The 16,943-nt window shown below is 41.1% G+C and carries 14 protein-coding genes, 1 tRNA gene and 1 pseudogene; 6 read left to right on the top strand and 10 right to left on the bottom strand.

The window, feature by feature from the left end; genetic code table 11:
• Window positions 1-10: 10 nt before the first annotated feature.
• The 6 genes and pseudogenes from ureB to B3P23_RS13665 all read right to left on the bottom strand — a co-directional run.
• Window positions 11-307: pseudogene (gene ureB / locus B3P23_RS13690) on the bottom strand (urease subunit beta); the annotation flags it as partial.
• Between the two features lie 18 nt (window positions 308-325).
• Entirely contained in the window at window positions 326-628 is a 303-nt protein-coding gene (gene ureA / locus B3P23_RS13685; protein ID WP_108158013.1) for an urease subunit gamma, read from the bottom strand.
• A gap of 148 nt (window positions 629-776) precedes the next feature.
• Complete coding sequence (locus tag B3P23_RS13680) at window positions 777-1,973, bottom strand: porin (RefSeq protein ID WP_293926979.1); 1,197 nt, start codon at window positions 1,971-1,973, stop codon at window positions 777-779.
• A gap of 164 nt (window positions 1,974-2,137) precedes the next feature.
• Window positions 2,138-3,511: a HAMP domain-containing sensor histidine kinase gene (locus tag B3P23_RS13675; protein WP_248755353.1), complete on the bottom strand. Its 1,374-nt coding sequence runs from the start codon at window positions 3,509-3,511 to the stop codon at window positions 2,138-2,140.
• Window positions 3,501-4,181, bottom strand: coding sequence for a response regulator transcription factor (locus B3P23_RS13670; protein WP_293926974.1), 681 nt, complete (start codon window positions 4,179-4,181; stop codon window positions 3,501-3,503). The genes B3P23_RS13675 and B3P23_RS13670 overlap by 11 nt, the downstream gene beginning before the upstream one ends.
• Window positions 4,182-4,467: 286 nt before the next feature.
• A complete protein-coding gene (locus tag B3P23_RS13665) occupies window positions 4,468-5,130 on the bottom strand; it encodes a Pr6Pr family membrane protein (protein WP_293926971.1) in 663 nt (220 codons plus the stop codon).
• Window positions 5,131-5,634: 504 nt separating this feature from the next.
• Here B3P23_RS13665 and B3P23_RS13660 point away from each other — a divergent pair.
• A tRNA-Val gene (locus B3P23_RS13660) sits at window positions 5,635-5,709 on the top strand.
• A 65-nt stretch (window positions 5,710-5,774) separates the two neighbouring features.
• Here the strand turns inward: B3P23_RS13660 and uraH are convergent.
• Together uraH and B3P23_RS13650 are read right to left on the bottom strand one after the other, a co-directional pair.
• Window positions 5,775-6,182, bottom strand: a complete 408-nt coding sequence (gene uraH / locus B3P23_RS13655) for a hydroxyisourate hydrolase (RefSeq protein WP_293926968.1) — start codon at window positions 6,180-6,182, stop codon at window positions 5,775-5,777.
• 46 nt (window positions 6,183-6,228) lie between these two features.
• Complete coding sequence (locus tag B3P23_RS13650) at window positions 6,229-6,777, bottom strand: heme-binding protein (RefSeq protein WP_293926965.1); 549 nt, start codon at window positions 6,775-6,777, stop codon at window positions 6,229-6,231.
• A gap of 202 nt (window positions 6,778-6,979) precedes the next feature.
• Between B3P23_RS13650 and B3P23_RS13645 the strand changes: the two genes are divergently transcribed.
• The 5 genes from B3P23_RS13645 (at window position 6,980) to B3P23_RS13625 (ending at window position 14,864) form a co-directional block, all read left to right on the top strand.
• Window positions 6,980-7,552 (top strand): RNA polymerase sigma factor, encoded by a 573-nt coding sequence (locus B3P23_RS13645; protein WP_293926963.1) that lies wholly within the window; start codon window positions 6,980-6,982, stop codon window positions 7,550-7,552.
• 62 nt (window positions 7,553-7,614) lie between these two features.
• Window positions 7,615-8,715 carry a FecR family protein gene (locus B3P23_RS13640; protein WP_293926960.1) on the top strand — a complete coding sequence of 367 codons (1,101 nt, stop codon included), beginning with the start codon at window positions 7,615-7,617 and terminating at the stop codon, window positions 8,713-8,715.
• A 15-nt stretch (window positions 8,716-8,730) separates the two neighbouring features.
• A complete protein-coding gene (locus tag B3P23_RS13635; RefSeq protein ID WP_293926957.1) occupies window positions 8,731-12,207 on the top strand; it encodes a SusC/RagA family TonB-linked outer membrane protein in 3,477 nt (1,158 codons plus the stop codon).
• Between the two features lie 11 nt (window positions 12,208-12,218).
• The gene (locus tag B3P23_RS13630) at window positions 12,219-13,637 is read left to right on the top strand and encodes a RagB/SusD family nutrient uptake outer membrane protein (RefSeq protein ID WP_293926955.1); all 1,419 of its coding nucleotides are present in this window, start codon (window positions 12,219-12,221) and stop codon (window positions 13,635-13,637) included.
• Between the two features lie 39 nt (window positions 13,638-13,676).
• Window positions 13,677-14,864 carry a TlpA disulfide reductase family protein gene (locus tag B3P23_RS13625; RefSeq protein WP_293926952.1) on the top strand — a complete coding sequence of 396 codons (1,188 nt, stop codon included), beginning with the start codon at window positions 13,677-13,679 and terminating at the stop codon, window positions 14,862-14,864.
• A gap of 54 nt (window positions 14,865-14,918) precedes the next feature.
• On the opposite strand, the gene B3P23_RS13620 is transcribed toward B3P23_RS13625, so the two are convergent.
• Together B3P23_RS13620 and B3P23_RS13615 are read right to left on the bottom strand one after the other, a co-directional pair.
• The gene (locus tag B3P23_RS13620) at window positions 14,919-15,089 is read right to left on the bottom strand and encodes a hypothetical protein (protein ID WP_293926949.1); all 171 of its coding nucleotides are present in this window, start codon (window positions 15,087-15,089) and stop codon (window positions 14,919-14,921) included.
• A gap of 195 nt (window positions 15,090-15,284) precedes the next feature.
• Window positions 15,285-16,469 carry an acyloxyacyl hydrolase gene (locus B3P23_RS13615; protein WP_281046689.1) on the bottom strand — a complete coding sequence of 395 codons (1,185 nt, stop codon included), beginning with the start codon at window positions 16,467-16,469 and terminating at the stop codon, window positions 15,285-15,287.
• Between the last annotated feature and the right edge of the window lie 474 nt (window positions 16,470-16,943).

The following is a 16,943-nucleotide window of genomic DNA, read 5'->3' as shown; positions in this document are numbered from 1 at the left end:
CGGTATACTTACCATTGGTCAAACCATTAAATCCATGAATTTCCTTGTTTCCGCCCATTTCAACCAAAATAACTTTCTTCTGTTCTCCCGGTTCAAAACGTACCGCTGTACTCGCCGGAATATTCAACCGCATTCCAAAACTCGCTTCCCGATCAAAAGACAGCATCTTATTCACTTCAAAAAAATGATAATGTGATCCCACCTGAATCGGACGGTCGCCTTCATTTTTAACGGTAACACTCGCCGTTCTATAACCTACATTTGCTTTCAGTTCTCCTTTTTTGATGATGTATTCTCCTGGTACCATATCGTATAGTTGTTTAAATTAACGGATTGGGTTATGAATGGTGACCAACTTGGTTCCATCTGGGAAGGTGACTTCAATTTGCACATCGTGAATCATTTCAGGAACCCCCTCCATGACCTGGGAACGCTTCAATAAGGTTGTTCCGTATTGCATCAATGATGCTACAGACTTTCCATCACGAGCCTCTTCCATAATCTGTCCGCTGATGTAAGCGATACACTCCGGATAGTTTAATTTTACCCCTCTTTTTAATCTCTTGGCAGCAAGTTCTCCTGCCAAGTGAAGCAATAGCTTCTCTGTTTCTCTCGGTGTTAAACGCATAATGATCTATTTAAATTCAATGCTTTTTTAATAAAAGGTCATGGATAGGGACAAATTGTAGCCTGTTCAGCTATCCCCTTACCTGGGGCTGCACTGCAGGAAAAAGTACCTCCAAAAGCGTATTTACGCTGTGTTAAAAAACGATTAATTATAGTGCTGGAATAGTAAAATAAGTTCCCAGTGCCAGCCGATTAAATTGTTGTTTCGGACGATTAAACTGACTTTCAAAAGATACCGTATTGCCGACATAGCCCAGATAAAAACGGAGATCTTGTTTCTTAAACGGTTTATGCTGTAAAGCTGCAAAGTAGGTCAAGTTGCGACGAAAATCCCGATCGATATCGGTATCTTTCGTCATCCCCGCAGTTTCATATGCCCCTTTTAGTGCTAATTCCCACTTATCGCTCAGCATACGATCATAGCGTGCAACCATCGATTTATAGGTGACATCCTGTGCCAATACACGATCGCTGTTTGTTCTGGCATAAAAATCATTCATCGCTGCCGAAGCAATCAGAGCATAGTCTACCGCCAGATAACTGTATTGCAAATCCACATAGAGCATATCGCGATCTGTTTTTAGTTTATTGGCCAAAGAAATACCATGATTCGTTTTATGTTCAGCCAGCTGGGAGATATTATAGGACCATTTAGTACTGATCTTTTTATCCCAAAACGACCCGATCCACGTCGCATAAGCACCAATAGGTGTACTCGAAGCTTTTAAATCCCCAAGGGTATATCCATTTTTGCTATGTAGATCTGCAAAACTATCGTTGATGGTATTATAGACCTGAAGGTTAAGGGAGTGATCCGGATTAAGCTCATAAGACAACGTTGCTCCTACCACAAAAAGATTCAGGATGCGGTCTACATAATCGGTAAACTTAAATTCGTAAATGGGGTTATTCTCAAATTCGTAACTTCCGACGAGTGCACTTTGCTTTCCTGCCGTTATCGCCCATTTATGATCCTTCCCAAATTTATATTTGAGATAAGCCATGTCCAGCGCACGAGAGGCATTGTCCTGACTCGTTGGAGCAAAAGAACGGTTGAGGCGGAATCGAACACGGTACGACAACTGGTCATTATAATCCCCGCGGAGTAAGATCCGTGCTTCATCCAGATTGATCTTGTTGGTCGCTTCACTAGCCCCCATTGATTCGACATTTAATCCCGCACGTAACAGCACATCCAGGTGAAAAAGATTTGAAGTCGGCGGCTGCGATTGATATAAAGAATCGATTTGAGGTGGGGTATCAACAGCTTTTTCTTGCGCTGCTACCCTTTGTGGTATGCAGGCTATTAAAAATAAAGATGCGGCAATGGATGTTACTTTTTTCATTCGAATATACTTGTCTTTGAATGGAGCTGAAATCCGAATGGCGATACAGCGTGCCTAAGCAGCACTATAACAGGATCGATTCATCTTCCAACACATTTGACACAAGTATATCGCAAAGAGATAATAATGTGATAAGAATGAAATTAGAGCGAGATTAGAAAATATTATTTTGGAATATAGACACTCACGGATGTACCTTTATTTTCAATCGAAGATACCGAGAGGATGGACTGATGTAATTCAAAAATATGCTTGGCAAGCACTAATCCCAACCCGTTTCCATAGATCGCCCCGACATTGGATGCCCGATAAAAAGAATCAAAAATATGCGGTTGATCGTTCAGGGGAATACCGATGCCATGATCCGAAATTTTGACAACTACAAGATTCAAATGACAGACCAAAGAAATAGTCACCGTTTTATTGTTCCCATATTTACAGGCATTGGAAACAATATTACTAAAGGCAATATAAAATAGATCCAGGTTGACGAAGATATTCATCTCACTGCTATCTTCAGGAATATGAGAAAAATCCAAAAAGATTTCACAGTCTGGATTCATGCTTTTTTCGCTTTTTTGTACATCGTACAACAACTCATCGATCCGAACTAACTGTTTGTTTTCGATTTTACCATCAAATCCGCTCCTCGATAAGAGCAGGAGGTTATTGATGATCAAGTTCATCTTTGTGGCATGTTTGACAATAGCATCTACTGAATAATAAGCCTCATGGTTTTTATCCAGAAGTTGGAGGGCCAATTCGGCTTCTCCACCGATAATGGTGAGTGGTGTGCGCAGGGAATGGGAAGCATTGCCAATAAAGCTCTGTTGCGATTTGACCGAGATATCCAAACGCCTCATCATCGCATTAAAATTGGCAATCAGGACACCGATTTCATCTTCATCCTCCGAAAAAGTATTCTTGACCCGCTTGTCCAGATGAGAGATATCGACCTGAGTCAATTCTTTATTAATCGCTTTAATAGGCGCCAATAACCGATTAGCAAAATAAAAGGACAGTAAGGAAACCAATATAATCGCAAATAGTCCACCTGTCATTAAGGTATGATCCAGCATCCTTTGTTCATCGTGTCCATATTCATCGATACCTTCAGAAATCACCAATAGATTTTCTTGATGTAGGGAATCGATAAAATACATTCCCACATAGGACGTTTTTTGATGCAGAAACTGTGCTTTTCCTTTAATTATAGCCTCTTCATAGAAGGAGTCGGGCAAAGGAAGATCAGGTTTATAGCGAAGATCTGTATGTCCCTTTACGATACGTAATAGGTAATCCTTTCCTTCCGCAAGCTGACGCAGGTATTTACGGGTGACTTCATAATAAACTTTGTTGTTATAGGCATCATTTTGAACGATATGATTACCGACGATAGTGGCATTTTCTTCCAGACGATGGTAGAACTTCGTTTGTAAGCTATCCTTTGTAAAATAAGATACATATAGAGCAAAAGATACAATATAAATGACCGAAATGGCCGAAAAAAGCGCTATGACCTTGGTTCTAATTTTCATTTCTTAGGATATAGCCCATTCCAATAACGGTATGAATGAGTTTTTTCTCAGTCGTGTAATCAATTTTCTTACGGAGGTAGTTGACATAGACGTCAACGACATTGGTGCTCATATTGAAGTCTATACCCCATACTTCTTCGAGTATATCGACACGAGAAAGAATTTTATTTTTATTGACCATCAGATACTCCAGCAGTCGGTATTCGGTAGCCGTCAGGATAACCGATTTACCTCCACGTTGCACATTTTTACTATCCCGGTCCATCACCAGATTATCGATCGTGATGGTATTGCCTGTCATCGTTTGTTGCCTCGCTTTTCGAGATTGCCGATCGATGCGCGCTCGAAGTTCATCCAGCTTAAAAGGTTTTGTCAGGTAATCATCCGCATCCCGATTAAAGGCCTCAACAATATCCTCCGTCTGATTTAGGGCACTTAAAATAAGGATAGGTACATCTTGATTTGTTTTGCGGATATTTCTGCAGATTTCCAAACCATTCATACCCGGTAGCATGACATCTAGAATAATCAAGTCATAGGGATGGAGACCCGCCATTTTTAAACCCGTATATCCGTCCATGGCGACACTGATCACATGGTTTTCCCCTTTGAGTCCCCGTTGAATCAACGATATAACAGATGGTTCATCTTCAACAAGTAATATTTCCAAATTCCTTTTTTTTAGTAACGCTGTAATGAGTAACGAAGTGACCGAGTAATCAAGTAACGCAGTTATTAGTGACGCAGTAATCAAGTAACGCAGTTATTAGTGACGCAGTAATCAAGTAACGCAGTGACCAAGTAACGCAGTAATCAAGTAACGCAGTTATTAGTAACGCAGTAACCAAGTAACGCAGTGCCCTCTAACCTCTTAACCTTCTCACCTTTTTAACCTCTGAACAAGATACAAAAATACATAAATTTTATAAAGCCGTTTATTCAATCATGATAGGATTTTAATAAAGCGTATTATTATTCTCCCGAGCGCAGCTGATCCAAGCAAGTAGCTGACAGAGGAATAAGAAGAAAATGGTAATCGCCAATACGTAACAACTGACTCCGGCAATACCTCCTGACACATCTGGATCAAGAAAAGGGTAAGGATACCAACCTGTAATTGCCGCACGGACAAATGTATAGATCACCCAGATCAAAGGGAAAATCAACAAATAAAATGAATTGGCAGCTGTTATTGGCTTTTTCGAGGGCCATAATAACCACCAAACCGTAATAAAGAAAGGTCCAAATTCATGTAAGATAAAATTACTCCAATTGAAGTGGTTTGGATCGGTATCTACCGCTGTATCGCGCAGTAATACGGTAAATACAACTCCCGTAACGATCATGTACAGGACAGCTGCTGCACGGAGATACCTAAACCATTCGCCCAGCTGTTTTTTTCTTAATATAGCAACCGCCGCAATGATATAAGTTGCTGTAGCGATCATATTACTCTGGATCGTAAAATAGCTAAATCTATTCCACCCATAGCCATGCGACTGGGGATCCATTTGCCAGGCTGTCCAAGGCTCAATGGCAACTAAAGTAACCCATGCCATGATCACCAAGACCACTGCATTGAACCATTTTATATCTTGGGGTAGTTCTGTATCTTTCATAGCGATCATGTGTTTTAATGGTGTAGATGAACACGATAAGGTATCACCAAGCTCATTTGAATTGGTTTTAAAGGTATTCAACAATCCTGTGCCTGATCATGTTTCCAACGGCTAAGTGCCCATAGCACATAATCCATTACAGATCTAGCTGGCAGATCGTTACATCAAAAATAAATAAAATACTTTAAAATTTAGTGACGAAATATGTGAGTAACCGAGTGACGAAGTGACCGAGTAACGGAGTGACCAAGTGACGGAGTGACGGAGTGACCGAATTACAAAGTGACGAAGTAACCGAGTGACGAAGTAACCGAGTGACGAAGTAACCGAGTGACGAAGTAACCAGTGACCTACTAACTTCTTAACCTACTAACCTACCAACACCATAACCACCTACTCTACAATAACTTAACCACGTCGTATTATAATTTGCTAATCTTTTTTATCTCAACTGTTTCTTTATTTCTAAAAAAATTGTTTTATTTGCACCAGTTCATACGCAACGGAGGCTTAGCTCAGCTGGTTTAGAGCACTACCTCGACAAGGTAGGGGTCACTGGTTCGAACCCAGTAGTCTCCACATAAAAAAAGAGCATCTTAGTCAAGATGCTCTTTTTTTATGATTACCTTTTTAGGGGACAGTTTTTAATTTCCTCTGTAGGTGGAATATCCAAAAGGAGATAAAGTAATCGGCACATGATAATGCTTATTATCTTTGATTTCAAAAACCACTTCTATAAAGGGATAAAAACTAGTGACCTGTTTACTTTTAAAATAATCGGCAACTAAAAAGGTCAGTTTATAAACTCCTTTTGTTGCATTTTTTTGTTCCAAAAAATCTTTAATACGTCCATTTTCATCCGTAATTTTTTGATCTACTACTGTCCAAGTATCATCTTTTTCATTCCACTTCTGCAGTTTAACAGGCACCTCGGGAGCAGGAAGACCCGTCGAGATATCCAAAATATGGCTTGACAATTGATAGGTCTGTGCCTGAACGAAAGCTGCACTGCAAGAAAGATACAGTAAAGCGGCTAAAATTATTTTTTTCATAGCTATTATTTTTTAGAGTAAAATTTATTTCATTTTGTACATATTCCTACTTGGCAACAAGATCAAATTCCAGCAATTGAGCAGCTCGAGCGATCAGATCGTCATTTTCTGGACCTCCGCCCCCCGATACCCCGATTGCACCAATAACATTTCCTTGATAATATAGCGGCACGCCACCACCTAACAGCAACAATTCGGGAAGATGCGCTAAATTTTCTGTTGCTGGATTCGCTTTCGCATTTTTAGCTAACAACAATGTTGCAGTTTTGGTCGACAGAGCTGTGTAAGCCTTCCGTCTAGATGCCTCCGAATTATCAGGCCCTACGCCATCTCCTCTATTGATCAGTACAACCTGACCATTCACATCTACTACTGCAACAGAAACCTGTTTGCCCAACTCCAATGCTTTTGCCCTCACTAAGGCGCTCAAATCATTCGCCGCAGATAAAGTCAACTGCTGACTGACCATCAAATATGCCGAACGATCTTTTTTCTCTGTTGCACGGAGCGAATCTGCAGGCACCGGACTATGGGCCTCAGCAAAAGAAAGCACGCACATTGCGGCCAGTAATAACATATATTTTTTCAATACCATGATCTTTTTTAAAACAAACGTACACTTTTAAATAGGATTAAAATCTTGATCTACATCAAGATTTTGTCAAAAAACTATATTAACAGGCTTTAAACACACATTCAGAGGGTGTATTATAACAATACTTTACATTTTTATAACAATGATTCTGTACTTCGCAACAGACTACATTATGTAATACAAATTAATATTATATTTGTTGATGCACCTGACGGAATACCAGAACTGTAGCGATGAGCAACTTTTCGAGCTTGTTAAGCTTGGAAATGCTACTGCATTTCAACACCTCTATGACCGCCTATACTATATACTCCTTTCACAGGCTCTTCGTAAAGTAAAATCCAAAGAAGACGCCCAAGATCTTACCCAAGATCTTTTTATGAATATCTGGACCAAGCGTGACCAGATTAATATCGAGGGTCAGGTGATCAACTTCCTATTTGCTTCCCTGCGCAACAGTGTGATCAATTTTTATATCAAAACCAAAAAGCAGGATGAACGGGAGGAGCTTTTTCAATATTTCAAAGGACAATTTGAAGAAACAACAGATCGTACCATTCATAAAAATGAGCTGGAACAGATTATTCAACAGGAGATCGATGCGCTTCCGCTTAAAATGAAACAGATCTATTTATTGAGCAGAAATCAGGAGCTCTCCCATAAGGAGATTGCAGACTTATTGGCGATCTCAGAATTGACGGTAAAAAAGCAAGTGGCCAATGCGCTCAAAATCTTGAAGAAAAAAATAAATTACGTTCTTTTCACATTTATTTGATTTTCATCTACTCCCTACCCCCTTTTGTCTTGTCATGTATATAAAAGACCTAAGTACCAAACATGAACGATCAAGAAATAAACGATTTATTAAACCGTTACCGTGAGGGCATTTGTACAGCAGCTGAAAAAAAGGCTGTCGAAGCATGGTACAGCGCGTTAGATTATAAACATACGTTGACCGTCGAAGAATTTGAATCGGCCAAGGAACGGTCATGGAAACAGCTGAACCCGATCAAAAAGAAAAAAACTACTTATTTGCGCTATGCCGCGATCCTGATCGGTCTTTTGTCTTTTAGCACCATGATATATCTGATCTCCCAAAATCAAAGGAAGCAACTGATAGTAGAAACATCCATGATCAAACCTGGAGGAAACCGCGCTACACTCGTGTTGGGGCAAAAAGATTCCTTAGACCTGACCCAACTTATCATTGGAGAGACTATCGAATCAAATGGGATTGTTATCAAAAAGTTGGCAAATGGAACGATATCCTATGCCATCGACCCAACCAGCAAGGCAACACCTCTTACAAATAAACTCATCGTGCCACGTGGCGGCCAATACCGCATTGTATTGGCAGACAGTTCCATCGTTTTGGTCAACTCAGAATCCGAGCTCGAGTTCCCTTCACAATTTAATGGACATGAACGTCGGATTAAAATGATCGGTGAGGGGTATTTTGAGATTGCAAAAAATCCAAGTAAGCCCTTTATTGTACAATCTAAAGAGCAGGAAGTCAAAGTCTTGGGGACAAAATTCAATATTGAAGCATACCGCAACGATAAAAATATCACGACCACCCTGCTTGAAGGGAAGGTACAAGTGACATCCGGTCAGCAACATATCCTCCTTAAACCAGGAGAGCAGTCCCTATTTGACGGTGAAAAAATTCATATTTCCAGCGCAGCGATAGCCTCCAATACTGCATGGAAAGATAATCTGTTTATCTTCCAAAGCCAACCATTAGGAAGCATCATGCAGAAAATTGCACGCTGGTATCATGCAGAGGTCGTATTTGAAAATCGGGAACTCGCACAAATCCGCTTTACTGGAAGCATTTCAAAAAATCAGGAAATCGATCAGGTCTTAAATCTATTGGAGATGACCGATAAAATAAAATTTGTTATCGAGCAGCAAACCATCTATGTAAAAGCAAAATAATATAACGCTAACCTTATGAAAAACAATTACTTCAACCATGTAAGATGTTATCTTACGTTATTGCTGCTTACTGCCCTATTTTCGCAGTTTTCCGTTGCAAGCTATGGTCAAAAAATCACGATTCAAGCACGGCAGAGCAGTTTAAAATCGATTATTCAGCAACTCGAAAAGCAGAGTGCATACCGCTTTTTATATGCCGACGAAATCTTAAAAAATACATCACCCGTCACGATCAACCGCTATAGCGTCGGTTTCAAAGATATCGTAAAAGAAATTTTTGAAACGCAACCTTTGGACATTCAAATCCAAGGTAAGACCGTGATCATCAAATCAAAAGATCAGCAATTGGGAGCTGTTCGTGGAAATATCACACAATCCAACACCCACGCTCCGATGAGTGGTGTGACCATAAAAATTGTTGGAAAAGGTCTTGATTTACTCTCAGTATCGGATGCAGATGGAAATTTTACCTTTGCCGATTTGCCCTATGGTACCTACCAGCTCTCCTATAGTTATATCGGTTATCTGACGACGGCATCATTGATTACCTTGGACCAAGCTAGCGTGCATCAGAAGATGACCATGACTATAGCCGATTCGCAGTTGGACCAGGTGGTCATCATTGGTTACGGAACGAAAACACAGAAAGACATCACCAGCTCAGTATCCTCGATCAAACAGGAACAGCTTGCTGATTTCAGCAATAATGCAGCAACTTTTGAATCCATATTGGGTGGTGCAGCAAAGGGCGTGATGGTGACTCAGAACTCAGGTGCTCCAGGAGCAACCGCGAAGTTGAATATCAGAGGAATTACATCGCCTTTATCCGGGAGCTCCAACGAACCGCTCTATGTGATCGATGGCGTACCTTTTTTTATTGAATCTCCAGGCGAATTTCCAACGATCAATCCCCTTGTTAATATCCCCATTTCGGCAATAGAAAGCATCGATATCTTAAAAGATGCGGCCGCAACTGCTATCTACGGCTCCCGAGGGGCTAATGGTGTCGTTATTGTCAAAACAAATAGAGGAAAAAAGAACAAACCATTAAGCATATCTGCCGATTATACCCATTCCATCAGCAACCCAACGAAGATGTACAAGCCGTTGTCGGTTGATCAATTTAAAGATGCCCAGAAAATCATTATCCAAAATACCATTGATGGTATTAATAAAGGGCAAATAGATCCCTACGATGCTTTTTATAATCAGATACCAGCTATTGAAATCATGGGACATGTAACTCCTTTGGAAGATGATGGTTTTGGCACACCGCTGATGTATCGTTTTGATGGCCTCCGTGATGATGCTTTTTATACAGGCAATACCGACTGGACCAAATTGATCCGCAATAGCGATGCCCGCACTTCCCAGTTTAATCTTTCTTTAAACGGAGGATCTGAAAATAGTAATTTGGCTTTTAATTTCAATGCCTTTGACCAAGAAGGATTATATATCAACAATGGACTAAAGCGCTACAACGGACGACTTGCCTTTGATAGTGATGTCAGCAATAAGTTGACGGTCGGAGCTTCACTGAACTATTCCTACAGTACCTTAAAATATGGACAGCAATTATTTGCCGACGGCCTGACTAAACCCTGGCTGGTCAGACCCGATGTACCTGCTTACGACGACGCCGGCCGGTTTACTGCTATTGATGGATCGCTGATCTATGGCGGACCGGTCCTTTTGGCCAATCCCTTGACGCAGCTGCACAACAGGGGAATCAATCATATCCATCAGTTCTTGGGATCGGCCTACACGGAGTATAAAATCTTCAAAAATTTCAAATTTCACGGTGACATTAGTGTTGCTGCATATCAGGGCGGAGCAAGTATCTTCTCCCCGACTTATTCTCAGGATGACTTTTCCGCTTATGGTCTGAATCTGTACGCCAACCTCAACACCAATACCTCCAACAACAGCAATACCAGTCTCAATTTTAGGTTCGATTATGACTGGAAAAAAGACGATCATCACCTCTATGCAATGGCAGGTATGGGATTTGACCGCTATAAAAATAGTGGCGATGCACATACGTATGAAGAATTTCCGGACAATGAGATCCTGACCGACCCCGGTTCAGCGGCTCGTGATACCTATTTCACGTATTACCGTACAGAACAAGGACTGAATTCGATCTACAGCCGCTTGAGCTATAATTATCAAGAACGCTATCTGGCAGAAGCCAATTTCCGGACCGACGAGTCATCCAAATTTGGACCTGGAAATAAACGGGCATACTTCCCTTCCCTTTCTGTGGGCTGGCGCATCAACAAGGAGCAGTTTATGCAATCGGCACCGGCTGTCAATGATCTAAAATTGCGCCTGAGCTGGGGTAATACCGGCTCTACCAATATCAGTAATTTCTTATACCGCCAATTTTTTGTTCGGGGCTCAAATGATCTTTGGGGAGAAAAACCAGCGATTGTACTCGATCCAAATCTCCCCAATCGCGATGTGAAATGGGAAAAAACCCGGGAGTACAATGCCGGACTCGATTTCTCCCTATTCAATAACCGTTTTACAGGTAGCTTTGATGTCTATGATCGGTATACGACCGGAGCATTGGCTCCAGCACCAGTACCTCTTGAAGCAGGCTCAAGTACCTACTATGCCAATATCATCGACATGAGCAATACCGGTTTTGAACTGGAATTGGCTTATGACCTCCTGAAGAAACAAGATTTTACGTGGAACCTATCGTTTAATATCGCTCGCAATAAGAATAAAATCGAAAAATTGCACGGCGCCAATATCAGTCCCTATTCTGTAGATTCTTACTTGGAAGGCTATCCTGCAGGTACACGAAAAGGATATTTAGTAGACCATATATTCAACAATCAAGAAGAGATCGATGCTTTGAACAGCCAATCTCCGACCGGTTACTATCAGAACTCGGCCACTGGCATCGGTGACTATAAATACAAAGATCTCAATGGCGATGGAGTCATCAATACCGATGACCGTACTGTAATAGCAACTGCCCAACCCAAATACTTTGGAGGCTTTTACAATCGTATCCGCTATAAAAATCTAAACTTGTCTTTTGTATTCCAATATTCAAAAGGTGCTAAAGCCATTATGGATGACTATCAAAACAGTCTGTTTGGATTATTGGGTCAAAGTTTAAACCAAGAAATCTATACCGATCTGTGGTCTCCAACAAATCCAGATGCACATTTTGCCAAAATAACGTATTATGATCCGGCTTCCAACTCGCGAACCTCAGATCGACTGGTATACGAAACATCGTTCTTACGGTTAAAAAACATCAATTTAAGCTACACGATACCCAAAGCGGTGATCCAGAGGTGGAAGATCAATCAGTTAACCGTTTTTGCATCAGCCTCCAACCTTTGGATCAGCACAAAATGGCCCGGTTTAGATCCCGAATTTGTAGGTAGTTCCCTTATTACAGGCACCTCCAGCAATGATGCCTACCCCATGTCCAAAACATTTTCCATGGGTATTAAAGCCAATTTTTAAATTATAAAGCTATGAAAATTAAATATTTAGGAATTTATATAGCCGCTACACTCAGCATGAGTGCATGCAGTATGGTAGGAGACATCGATGATATCAAGCCCTATTATAAAATGGAAACCGATAATGTGGTGTACAATACCGAATCTGCCGAATCCGTGCTCCGTGGAGTCTACAAGAGCTGGCGGACCTTTAATGTGTCTTCTTTCAGACCCTACATGTCTATTCTTTCTGGAACCACAGCCAGCAAAGGAGGCGGATTGACCGGTGGTCAGGAATTTATCACCAACAGCATTCAAGCGAGCAATGTAGCCCTTTCCAATCTCTATCAGGGGAGTTATTTGACGATCAATAGCGCCAATAATCTCATCATGTTGATGGAAAGGGGCGATGCTAAAGGGACACCGGAGCAACGTGTCCTTGAAATCATCGCTGAATGTAAAATCCAGCGCGCATTAGCAAACTTCCAGTTATTACGCCACTTTGGGTACTTCTTTGATCTGCAGTCCAACTATGGGATCGTACTGCGAGACCAACCCTTTCAGGGTACTGAAACTGCAGCTCGCGCCACCGTACAGGCTAGTTATGATTTTATCTTACAAGATTTAGATTTTGCGATTGCTCATGCGCCCGCACAACAGGAGTTTCACTATTATATTACCCAAATGACTGCTAAAGCCATCAAAGCGAAAGTCCTGTTGCACATGGGAAAATATGCACTAGCAGAACAGATAGCACAAGAAGTCATCGAAGATGCGGACAACAAGGGATATATGCTTGAAGATGACTTCAGCAATATATTTATACAGGGTTATGAATCTGCTGAAGTACTTTTTGCCACCTATACCTCAGGGCCCATGGAAACAGCATCAGATCAGGTCGCCAGAACAACCTATAGTGATTATACCAAACGCATGGCAGATGGTCTCCTAGCTGGCGCATCAGACGGCAACCTCGCTACCGGAGCAGGATACGACCCCCGTTTTTACATGATGTTTAATCCCGCATCGGCTGGAGCACTGGGCAACGGAAAATATCCGTATGCTTCCAATGGTACAGGAAAGCACAATACGCAGATGATTTTGCGCCTAGGTGAAATCTATTTTATCCATGCCGAAGCTGCCGCCCGCAATGGCCACGACAGTGCAGCCCGTGAAAGTTTCCAAAAAATGGCTTCTCGAGCGGGCTACCCCATGAATTATGTCGCGCAACTGCCCAGTGAGACCTTATTGCGCAGCATATTTGACCATAAAGTGCTGGAACTTTTTGCTGAAAATGGAGAAGACTGGTTTGACTATGTACGGTACTATAAAGCAAAAAACATCGGTTTAAATGCCATCAAAAGCACGATCAAAGCCGAATCACAATTGGTGTTGCCATTTCCTCAAGCGGCATTAGCCGGAAATGCACTCTTGACGCAAAATCCTTTATAAATAAGCACACATAAAACGATACATCTATACACTTTAAAAATGAAAAAAATCCTATTCACCATTGCGTTGAGCAGCATCACCCTTATTTCCATTGCGCAAAAACCATTTTCGCTATCCGGAAATATGAAAGGCGAAAAAGCCAACGGTCAAATTGTCAAATTATTGGGAGGCAGTGATCAGAGAATCATCGGGTCTGCTGTTATTAAAAATAATCAGTTTCAGATCAAAGGCGACATTCCGGAGGCTGAATTGATCAGGATGACGATTGCACCATCGGCGACGGCCGAAGAGTCCACCTGGAAGGCCAGTACATTCTATTTGGACAAAGGGCATATCCGCCTTACGGGCTACATCGACAGTTTACCTTCCTATTATTATAGACCCAATCTACCTCAGGTCAAGCCTATTGTTGAAGGTTCACATGCACAAAGCATGGCAGAACAATTGACCAACATGAACCAAAAAGAAAGGAAGGAGATCAGCGTTCTCGATCAGGCCTATATGACCGAATACTATGGTCCTTCTCAAAAAGAACAGTTCAATACCGAAAGAGGAATCGCTATTTTGAAAGCAATAGATCCACTTAAAAAACAAATTTTTGAACGCAAATGGAACTTTATTAAAAACAATCCTCGAGAACGGGTTTCCTTAGATGAAGCGACGTACATGATCATGGGTTACGGAGAAGAGACACTTTCTAACCTTCAAATGGACGAGCTGCTGACTATTTTTGATCCACATTGGAATGGCAAAAAAGCGTACAACGATTTAAAAGAAATGATCTCCAAAGCTAGAGCAACAGCAATAGGGGCCAAAATCATAGACGGTCCATTGGTTGATCAAGCTGGCAACCCTGTACAGTTGCTCTCTATTTTTCCAAAAGACAAGAAGTACATCTTATTAGAATTCTGGGCATCGTGGTGCGGCCCATGTCGCGGGGAAATTCCACACTTAAGACATACCTACAACGAATGGAAAGATAAGGGTTTTGATATTGTCAGCATCTCCTTGGATGAGAAGGAAAAAGACTGGACCAAGGCTATGGCCGAAGAGCATATGACCTGGAATCAGTATAATGCACGGGAAGGTTTCGATAGTCAAATTGCCAAAAGCTATGATATCCAAGGTATACCCTATGCACTTTTGATCGATTCAGAAGGTCGTATTATTAAACATAATATGCGTGGTGCAAGTCTAGATCAAGCTTTAACAGAACTTCTAAAATAATAACACGCAAGTTTAGCCCTTTAAAAATAACCCCATTTTAACTTCGCTATTATTTTAGATAAAGAAGGTGCGCCATAAGAGGGCACCTTCTTTATCATCAGTTGTACGAAAATAAACATGCAAAATAACGGTACACCCACCAACTAAAATAGATCTGACTTCATCTTTATTCAGAGCTGTCTGAAAATCTCTGAAATCCTCCTTATAGATATGTTCCATCATCATGATATTCTGGAATCTGCTTTAAAAGCTATCCTATCCATGCTAAATGTCTTCATATATCAGATGATCATATTGATAGTACACCTCATGTAGTGATCCACTCACGAATATGAACCTCTTAATTCCTAAAAGAAATATGGACATGGATCAAACCATTAAAATTTAGCCATTCAACTCATGCTCATTAAGCAATACGTATTACTGGTTTTTTTTCTTTTTTAACTGAAGCCCATACCCCATGGTCCACTCGATAAAATCAGCCTTTCCAGCATGTGCTTTAATGGAAACTCCCGTAAAGATATCACGATACACTTTGTACCGCACCCCTGCCCTGAGGTAGATCGGGCTGCTCTCCCCATTAAATTTGTTGCGGTGCAAATAAGCGCCCACGTTACCATTTAAATATAATCTGGGGTTGAGCACATGATCGATATAAAACGCAGGACCATACGAGAACAATGCTCCAAACGAACCCGCTTTGTCTCCCGCCACTTTTTGGTCGTGACCGCTTGCCGAATAGAAAGCATCCATTCCTGCACCGATGCGCCACTTATAGCCCAGATGTTTGCTGTAGTAAGCACCGAGTGTTGATTTAAAATATTGTTTATCATTTTCACGGTCGATCTGCTTAAATCCAAAAGCATAATTAAAGCGAAGCTCCTGTTTATCATCCATTGGACGGATCACCGATTTTCTAAAATCAAAAGGTTGGCTTGATGGACTATAGGAAACCGATAGGCTTAAGGGCAACAAATTGATCCCTGTATTGGGCAATGCCAAGGCACCATTGCTAAAGTGATGGAACGCAAGTCCAGCACCCAGTTGAAATTTTGAGCTCAATCGATAATTGGCCTGTACACCCAGATCGATATATACATTATTTTTACTTCCAATGATCAAGTTCAATGGATTTTCTTCCTCATTATAAGGATTAAATCGACCTGATAAACCCAGTGCAATGCGATAGTTAAAATTCCATTTACTATTTACTTTTGGAGCGATCGGAATCGCTACGAATCCATATACTGCAAAGGGGTCTCCAAGATGCTCCTGACCAAAGGTACTGCTGTACACACCAATACCATAGATGGGGTAATGGTACAATTCATTGTACACACTCTGCACCGAATCTTTATACTGGCTCTGGAAACCAATGCGAAAGTTGATGCCATTGTAATAAGAATCAGCCAGTGTCTCTTTAGTACGTTCATTCATCTTCAATTCGCCACCACTTTCATGTTCAAGCTGAAAGATCAATCTAGGCTTGCCCGAACCGGTCGCTTTACTGGAATCTAAGGAACTTGAAATACGAGGAGTCACCTGAGCGGCCAATGAAAAGGAAGTAAATGCTAGGGCGATAAAAATCAGAACTCTTACTGTCATGAAATGGGTACTTAATTTAAAAGCGGATTAATTTGTTTAAAAAACGGTTAACTCGGAGTCAACATTTGAAAACGCACAAAGGTAACAACTCCATGTTCAATTGCAAAACAATAAGATGTTACATCAAAAGACCAAGAAGGTCGTTTGCTACTCACTTAATAGTCCTCACAATCGTAACACAGTGACCCTTTAACATCATAATGACAGCGTGATGCAGCGATATTCCAGATTCCATCGACTGATTGTTCTGTAGCAACATCAGCTATATTTCACCTTTTACCCCAGGCCATGCTTATGCATAGAGCAGTGTGTACACATGTTCAGGTATATCAAATTAATTGGCGCAAGGAGATAGGAGTACCTGACCTAGTTACCCAAAAAAACAGCTTGCTTGGTCTTAAAACAAGCTACGTACATGAATAAAATCTCAGCAAAATATAGGCGTTTTTGATTATCCTTGTCCCAAGCTAAGAC

It is taken from the genome of Sphingobacterium sp. UBA6320, from assembly GCF_002440335.1.
Classification (GTDB): domain Bacteria; phylum Bacteroidota; class Bacteroidia; order Sphingobacteriales; family Sphingobacteriaceae; genus Sphingobacterium.
This window is presented reverse-complemented; position numbering and strand designations above follow the sequence as displayed.

Coding starts and splice junctions, on each gene's coding strand:
- B3P23_RS13620 (WP_293926949.1), bottom strand. CDS start 15,089: ATGATGATGGAACATATCTATAAGGAGGATTTCAGAGATTTTCAGACA.
- uraH (WP_293926968.1), bottom strand. CDS start 6,182: ATGAAAAAAATAATTTTAGCCGCTTTACTGTATCTTTCTTGCAGTGCA.
- B3P23_RS13645 (WP_293926963.1), top strand. CDS start 6,980: ATGCACCTGACGGAATACCAGAACTGTAGCGATGAGCAACTTTTCGAG.
- B3P23_RS13650 (WP_293926965.1), bottom strand. CDS start 6,777: ATGGTATTGAAAAAATATATGTTATTACTGGCCGCAATGTGCGTGCTT.
- B3P23_RS13675 (WP_248755353.1), bottom strand. CDS start 3,511: ATGAAAATTAGAACCAAGGTCATAGCGCTTTTTTCGGCCATTTCGGTC.
- ureA (WP_108158013.1), bottom strand. CDS start 628: ATGCGTTTAACACCGAGAGAAACAGAGAAGCTATTGCTTCACTTGGCA.
- B3P23_RS13665 (WP_293926971.1), bottom strand. CDS start 5,130: ATGAAAGATACAGAACTACCCCAAGATATAAAATGGTTCAATGCAGTG.
- B3P23_RS13640 (WP_293926960.1), top strand. CDS start 7,615: ATGAACGATCAAGAAATAAACGATTTATTAAACCGTTACCGTGAGGGC.
- B3P23_RS13635 (WP_293926957.1), top strand. CDS start 8,731: ATGAAAAACAATTACTTCAACCATGTAAGATGTTATCTTACGTTATTG.
- B3P23_RS13680 (WP_293926979.1), bottom strand. CDS start 1,973: ATGAAAAAAGTAACATCCATTGCCGCATCTTTATTTTTAATAGCCTGC.
- B3P23_RS13615 (WP_281046689.1), bottom strand. CDS start 16,469: ATGACAGTAAGAGTTCTGATTTTTATCGCCCTAGCATTTACTTCCTTT.
- B3P23_RS13630 (WP_293926955.1), top strand. CDS start 12,219: ATGAAAATTAAATATTTAGGAATTTATATAGCCGCTACACTCAGCATG.
- B3P23_RS13625 (WP_293926952.1), top strand. CDS start 13,677: ATGAAAAAAATCCTATTCACCATTGCGTTGAGCAGCATCACCCTTATT.